This window comes from Arthrobacter sp. GAS37, from assembly GCF_044908325.1.
In the GTDB taxonomy this organism is placed as follows: domain Bacteria; phylum Actinomycetota; class Actinomycetes; order Actinomycetales; family Micrococcaceae; genus Arthrobacter; species Arthrobacter ramosus.
Genome location: NZ_JBIYDB010000047.1, coordinates 20338 through 27281, shown reverse-complemented (window position 1 = coordinate 27281; position 6944 = coordinate 20338). Strand labels below are relative to the sequence as shown.

Below are 6944 nucleotides of genomic sequence, written 5' to 3'. Positions count from 1 at the left end.
GCACCCGGGAGGGTGTGGGAGAGTAGGACACCGCCGGACAACCATTAACGGTCCAGGCCCCGACACACGTCGGGGCCTGCACCATTTAACACCCCGGCACCCGCCCACGCCGGCTCACCTATGACCCGGTTTCCACCAACCCCGGCTCACCTATGACCCGGTTTCCACCAACGCCGGCTCACGTACGTGCCGGAAATCCGAAACCCCCGGCTCACGTATGTGCCGGAAATCCCAAACCCCGGCTCACGTATGTGCCGGAAAACCGAAACCCCGGCTCACGTATCAACGGCCCGGGCTGGCCCCAGCCCCCCACCCGCCCTCAGCAGAAGTGAGCGGGCGTCCGGTCAGGACCCGGCATAAGTGAGCTAGCGTCCCGCCAGAACCCGGCATAAGTGAGCTAGCGTCCGGCCGGAACCCGGCATAAGTGAGCTAGCGTCCGGCCGGGACCGGTTGTATGTGAGCTAGCGTCCGGCCGGGACCCGTTACATGTGAGCGGGCGTCCGGCCGGAACCCGGTATATGTGAGCTAGCGTCCGGTCAGAACCCCCTATATGTGAGCGGGCGTTTGAGGGGGAGCGCGTTGGGTCCGGAGTCGGGGGCGTCGCTGGGCGGTAAAGTTGGTGCACATGGAGAGCCTCTTTAGTCACCTCGCGCCGGACTCCGAACCCCAGCCGGAGCAATCCGGTGAGCTGGACCCCGTGGTGTGCACCGTCGTCGTGCCTTCGTCGGTGGCGCATGCTTTCATGGGCTTCACTGATCACCCGCATCTCTGGTGGCCGATGGAGGACCACAGCGTCTACGGGGCGGGCTCGCACGTTGAGTTCGAGGAGAATTTGATCCTGGAGACGGCTGACGACGGACGTACCTCGATATGGGGGACGATCGACGATTGGCAGCCGCCGCTGTCCTTCCATGCGAGTTGGTATCCGGGCAGCACCGCGATGTGGTCCACCGAACTTCGCCTGGCCTTCCGCGCGGTTGACGGTGGTACGGAGGTTCGCCTGGTGCACCACGGCTGGGAAGGCGCCGAACTCCCCGCGCAGACCCGTGCAGACTACGCGGCTGACTGGCCTGGAGTTCTTGATCGCTATGTCCGATTCATGGGCGGCGGACGTGAATAGAATCCGTCGGCTCCAAGCGGCTGACTGGGAGTTGCTTCGCGACGTCCGGTTGGAGATGCTGTCGGACACCCCGATGGCCTACGTGGAGAGCCTCGCCGCCGCTCGGCGCCAGACTGACACTCAATGGCAAGAGCGCGCGGCCACGATGTCGAGCGACTCGAGCATCACCCTCGTCGCGGATGACGGCACGGACAGTAGCCGGATCAGCGGACTCATGCGCGTCGTCATCAAGCAGCCACAGGATCCTAGCCAGGCTCTGCAAGCCATGCTGATCAGCGTCTACGTCGCACCTGAACACCGTGGCCTGGGCCTGGCTGACCAGTTGCTTGATGAAGCTTGCGCCGTGGCTGGCGCCGAGCTTGGAGCCGGCCTGATCGAACTGGGGGTCCACGAGGACAATGCCCGTGCCAAGGCGTTCTACGAGCGGCACGGATTTGAATACACCGGTGCCAGCCGGCCGTATCCGCAGGACAAAGCCAGGTTGGAAATCGTCATGGCCCGCAGGATTCCGCCTTCCGGGCCGATCCAGCAGAGCAAAAGCCCCGGCGGGTTCATAGATGAGCTAGCGGCCGCCCTTGCTCCGGAGCAAGTCGCCGTCGACGAACAGACACGCACTACCTATGCGGCAGACCTAGGACCGGTCCTGGACTTGCAGCTGCCTGTGGCTGTGGTGTTCGCCCAATCCGTTGAAGACGTGCAGCTCGTGGTGCGCAGTTGTGCAAAACACGGGGTTCCGATTGTTGCCCGCGGTGCCGGCACCGGGGTTTCCGGTGGCGCCCATGCCAGCCAGGGGTGCATCGTGCTCAGCCTGGAACGCATGAACCGCATCCTGCGGCTCAACCCGGACGATGAGACCGCCGTCGTCGAACCTGGCGTGGTGAACGCTGACCTGAATGCCGCGGCGGCTGAACACGGACTGATGTACGCGCCGGACCCTGCGAGCTACAAAATGTCCACGATCGGCGGCAATGTGGCCACGAACGCCGGCGGCTTGCGCTGCGCCAAATACGGCGTGACCAGGGATTCGGTGCTGGCGCTCGACGTCGTCCTGGCCGATGGCTCGCTCATCCACACAGGGCACCAGACCTTCAAAGGCGTGGCCGGATACGATCTCACGGCACTGTTTGTGGGCTCCGAAGGCACGCTGGGAATCGTGGTGGGCGTGACGGTGCGCCTGCGCTATCTGCCCCGAGCGGTACAGACAGTGGCGGCCTTCTATCCAGACTTCCGCGGTGCCGCCGCGGGCGTCCTGGCGGTGGGAAGGGCGCGCGTTCAGCCCGCCATCATGGAAATGCTCGACGCCGGAACGCTGGCCCAGCTCGACGAACTGTACGGCTCGGACCTCGGACAACGTGGACAAGCGCTGCTGCTGATCCAGACAGATGGTTTCGGAGCTGCTGCGGAGGCAGCGCTGGTGCGGGAAGTGCTCGCGGCCGGCGGAGCCACGGTGACGGCGGAATCGAATGCGGAAGCCGAACGCCTCATCGACATGCGGCGCTCAAGTCGAGGCGACGAGGTGGACAACGAATACCGGGTAGGTGAGGACGTCGCCGTCCCGAGGTCGCGGCTTGTCGACTACGTGGCCGCGCTCGAGGCCATGGCCGCCACCCACGATGTCCAGCTCAAGGTGGTGGCACATGCCGGCGATGGCAACCTGCACCCCACCTTCTGGGTGGATCGTGTGGACATGGAAGTGGACACCGATGCCATGTCCCGCCTCAACAAGGCCCTGGACGACTCCATCGATGCCGCGCTGGAGATGGGCGGAACCATCACCGGTGAACACGGGGTGGGGCAGTACAAGCTGCGCTGGCTCGGCCTTGAGCAGCCCGGGCCCATCCGCGAGTTGCAGCATCGCATCAAGGAGCTTTTCGACCCGGCCGGAATTCTCAACCCCGGCAAGGCCATCTAGACCTCTGGTATTCCAAATCTGATCACCAGGATCTAGCGTCACACTTAGCTGCCATTTTCACGCCAGTTTACTTTGATTCCCGATGCCCCTAATCTTATTTGGTATACCAAGTTGGATTCCAGGGAGGCAATCAGTGGGACAAGCACACCCGTCGCGCCGCGGTACTTCCGCGAACCCCGTTCGGAGGACCGCCTGGGTACTCGTTGCACTGGCGCTTGTCTCCATCAACCTTCGTCCGGCCATTACGACGATCGCCGGTACCATGGGGCAGCTGCAGGCAGGCTTCGGACTCGACGCGCATTTGCTGCCGCTGCTCGGAGCCTTGCCTGTACTTGCGTTCGGGGTCTCGGCTCCCTGCGGTCCGTGGCTGGCCCGTCGCCTGGGCACCGGAAGGGCCGTGGCGGCGGCGCTCTTGGTACTTGCCGCCGCGCTGCTTGTCCGCGTACTCGTGCCCGGGCTGTTGTTGCCCGGAACGTTCCTGGCAGGGGCATCCATCATGACCGCCAGTGTGCTCGTGCCACAGATCGTCAAGGCCAATCGCGGTACCGGGTGGTGGACGGGGCTGTGCACCATGGGCTTCGGGCTGGGCGCGGCGCTCGGCGCAGGACTCGTCCAGCCGCTGCAGCAAGCGCTCGGCGGGAGCCTCGCGTGGGCGCTGGTCGTCTGGGCCGTTCCCGCCTTGCTAGGGGCCGCGTTGATCCACCGCACCGGTCAAACAGCCGCGCGTCCCGACGGGACCGGCGGACCGGCGTCGGGCGCTGGTATACAGGAGACGACGACGGCGGGCGGCGCCGCGGGGGAAGCCGGCACCATCCCGCTGCGGAAGCAGCGGACGGCCTGGGCCGTGACCGCCTTCTTCGGGCTGCAAGCCATGCTGTATTTCGCCGTTACCTCGTGGCTCGCGGTGTTCCTGGTGTCGAAAGGCCAGACCGCGGCCGACGCAGCAGGGCTCTTGGCGTGGTTCAGCGTCGCAGGGCTGCCCGCGAGCCTGCTGGCCCCCGTTCTCGCGGGGCGTCGCGCGGTTCTGAAGGTTATGGGGCCCGGCTTGGGACTGCTCGTCGCGGCAGCTTTGATAGGAGTGTTGACTGCGCCTGTAGCTTTGCAATTCCTCATGGTCGGACTGTTGGGTATCGTCCAGAGCGCCGGGTTCGGGCTGGGAATGGCGCTGGTCGTCATCCGCTCGGCAGGGCCAGAGAGCGCCGGCAGCCTGTCCGCCATGAGCCAGGGCTTGGGCTTCGCGTTGGCCTCCCTGGGGCCTTTGGGGACTGGACTCCTGCATGAGTGGTCCGGCGGCTGGGACGTTCCCTTCTGGGCCCTGGCGGCGGAAGCGGTGCTGCTCGCGGTGGCCGGTTTCCTCGCGGTGCGCGGGCGCGCCGTGTCCGTAGCAACCACAGAGACGGAGCACCTTGGCGAGCCCGCCGCCGTCGGGCGCTAGCCAATGGGGGCAGGGCGCAAACCAAACCACGCACGGGCCTCCCACTCGGCCCATCTGACTTGCAGTAGTTGTCGTTATGAGCCCACATAACGACAACAAATGCGAGGTAGTTGGGCATACGCTGTCGTCGCCCTCCGACACACGCAAACCAAGAAAGTGGCCGGTCCCTCAAACGAGGGACCGGCCACTTTTTTATGCGGAATTAGATGAGCTCGAGCTGCTCTGCCACGACTTTGCCGCGGTGGATCACCGTGCGGTCGGTGCCGCGGTCCATAACGGCGGAGGCGACCGTTTCGCCGTCGAGCAGCACGAGTTCGGCAGGATCGCCGATCTCGACGCCGGGGCGGTGTGCCGTGCCCTTCAGGCGGGTTGCGGACGGATCAAGGATGCTGGCGCCGCCCACCGTGGCGATCGCGAGGCAGTGCTCGATGAGCTCGTCCTTGCGGAAGCCGTGGGTGAAAGCGAGCTGCCATGTGCGGTCGAGCATGTCCGTGTTGCCGTAGGGGGACCAGTAGTCCCGCTGGCCGTCCTCGCCCAAGCCCATCCGGACGCCGGCTTCGGCGAGCAGGGGGATGGGCAGCTGGCCCGCCACGCCAGCGGAACCCGGCGCCACGGACGCCATGGAGATGTCCAGCTCGGCGAACTCGTCGATGAGGCGGCGCGTGGTGGCTTCGGAGACGCTGCCCAGCTGGTACGCGTGGGACATGGTGACCTTGCCCTGCATGCCCAGGGCGCGGGTGCGCTCGATCACGAGGTCAGTGCTGAAGACACCGAGCTCGCCGGGCTCGTGGAGGTGGATGTCGATGGGGACGTGGTACTTTTCGGCCAGTCCGAAGACGATGTCCAGATGCCGGGCGGGGTCGCGGTCGAGGCTGCAAGGATCGATGCCTCCCATGACGTTGGCGCCAGCCTTGAGTGCCTGGTCCATGAGGGGTACGGTGCCGTCCTCGAGCAGGAGGCCGGCCTGCGGGAACGCGATGATATCGACGTCGGCCTGGCCCTTGAACTGCTCCTTGGCGGCCATTACGGCATCGAAACGCTCGAGGCGGCAGTCGACGTCGATCTGCGCATAGGAGCGGACGCGCGTGGTGCCGCGCGCGATCATCCGGCCGAGGGTGTTGTTGACCCGTTCCTGCAACGGAACCTCGGCGTTGCGCCAGTTCTGCCGATCGTTCATCATCATGGTCCACACGCCCGGGCCGCCTGTGTGTTCGCGGAACGGCAGGCCGATGCGGGTGGAGTCCAGGTGCACATGGACGTCCGAGAACGACGGCACGAGGAGGCGGCCGCGGCCCTCGACGACGGTGGCGTCGCCCGCGGCACGCGTCGGGTCATGGGGTTCGACGCCGGTGATCTTGCCGTCCGTAATGAGGACGTCGCTCAATGCTTGACCCCAGGGGCGGACGGCGCGAATCAGGGTGTTCAATGTATTGCTCCTTTGATATTGGATCTATTGCACCCCAGCGAGGGCTGCAGATTCCAGACCTGCGTGATGGCAGGCCGGCGCAGCCGCGCTGGCGGGTCGGGGGATTTCGCTGATGCAGCGTTGCTGTTGTTCCGGGTCCAAGGTGCCGAACAACGGACACCGGGTGCGGAAGACGCAGCCGCTGGGTGGGTTTGCCGGCGAGGGTAGGTCTCCCCGGAGCCGGATCTTTTGCTGCTGGCGGGCTGCCCGGGGATCCGGCAAGGGCACGGCGGACAAGAGCGCTTGCGTGTAGGGATGCCGGGGATCCCGGAACAGCTCCTCCCGGGCTCCTTGTTCCACGATCTTGCCGAGGTACATCACCGCCACCTCATGCGAGATATGGCGGACCACGGAAAGATCGTGCGCGATGAAAATGTATGCCACTCCGGTGTCCCGCTGGATTTCCTGCAGCAAGTTGACCACCTGTGCTTGTACTGAGACATCGAGGGCGGACACGGGTTCGTCGCACACAATCACGGACGGGTTCAGCGAAATGGCGCGCGCGATTCCCACGCGCTGGCGCTGGCCGCCGGAGAACTCGTGTGGGAAACGGTTGTAGTGCTCAGGCTTGAGGCCTACTTGTTCGAGGAGTTCCCTGACGCGGTTCTTGAGGCCGCCGGCCGGGTTGATCTTTTGTGCCAGCATCGGCGCCGCGATGGCCGTGCCCACGGTTTGCCGTGGATTGAGCGAGGCGAAGGGGTCCTGGAAGATCATTTGGACCTTGCGGCGGAAGTTGTACAGATCGTGGCCGCCCAGCTGGCTGATGTCCACGCCGTCGATCAGGATCCTCCCGCCGGTGGGATCCATGAGCCGCGCGACCATCCGTCCGGTGGTCGACTTTCCGCAGCCGGACTCACCCACGAGCCCCAAAGTCTGGCCGCGCGCGAGACTGAACGAGACGCCGTCGACCGCTTTGACTGTCTCGGATCCCTTGGGGGAGAACAGCCCGCCTTTGATGGGGAAATGCTTCTGGAGGTTCTCCACCTGGAGAATTGCCTGCGTGTCCATGACG

Annotated in this window: 5 protein-coding genes and 1 pseudogene; 4 read left to right on the top strand and 2 right to left on the bottom strand. The window is 65.4% G+C overall.

The genetic code is table 11. The features are described from left to right. Positions 1–625: 625 nt before the first annotated feature. The 4 genes and pseudogenes from ABH924_RS22315 to ABH924_RS22300 all read left to right on the top strand — a co-directional run bounded on the left by ABH924_RS22315 (position 626) and on the right by ABH924_RS22300 (position 4467). Positions 626–1120, top strand: a complete 495-nt coding sequence (locus ABH924_RS22315) for a hypothetical protein (protein ID WP_404502360.1) — start codon at positions 626–628, stop codon at positions 1118–1120. Next, positions 1089–1559 (top strand): annotated as a pseudogene (locus tag ABH924_RS22310) (GNAT family N-acetyltransferase); the annotation flags it as partial. The gene ABH924_RS22315 and the pseudogene ABH924_RS22310, both read left to right, overlap by 32 nt. A gap of 54 nt (positions 1560–1613) precedes the next feature. After that, positions 1614–3032 carry an FAD-binding oxidoreductase gene (locus ABH924_RS22305; RefSeq protein ID WP_404502362.1) on the top strand — a complete coding sequence of 473 codons (1419 nt, stop codon included), beginning with the start codon at positions 1614–1616 and terminating at the stop codon, positions 3030–3032. A 133-nt stretch (positions 3033–3165) separates the two neighbouring features. Beyond that, entirely contained in the window at positions 3166–4467 is a 1302-nt protein-coding gene (locus ABH924_RS22300) for an MFS transporter (protein ID WP_404502358.1), read from the top strand. A 202-nt stretch (positions 4468–4669) separates the two neighbouring features. Here ABH924_RS22300 and ABH924_RS22295 read toward each other — a convergent pair whose 3' ends face one another. Both ABH924_RS22295 and ABH924_RS22290 read right to left on the bottom strand, forming a co-directional pair. Continuing rightward, entirely contained in the window at positions 4670–5893 is a 1224-nt protein-coding gene (locus tag ABH924_RS22295) for an amidohydrolase family protein (RefSeq protein WP_404502356.1), read from the bottom strand. A 24-nt stretch (positions 5894–5917) separates the two neighbouring features. Then, positions 5918–6940, bottom strand: coding sequence for an ABC transporter ATP-binding protein (locus tag ABH924_RS22290; protein WP_404502354.1), 1023 nt, complete (start codon positions 6938–6940; stop codon positions 5918–5920). Positions 6941–6944: the final 4 nt, after the last annotated feature.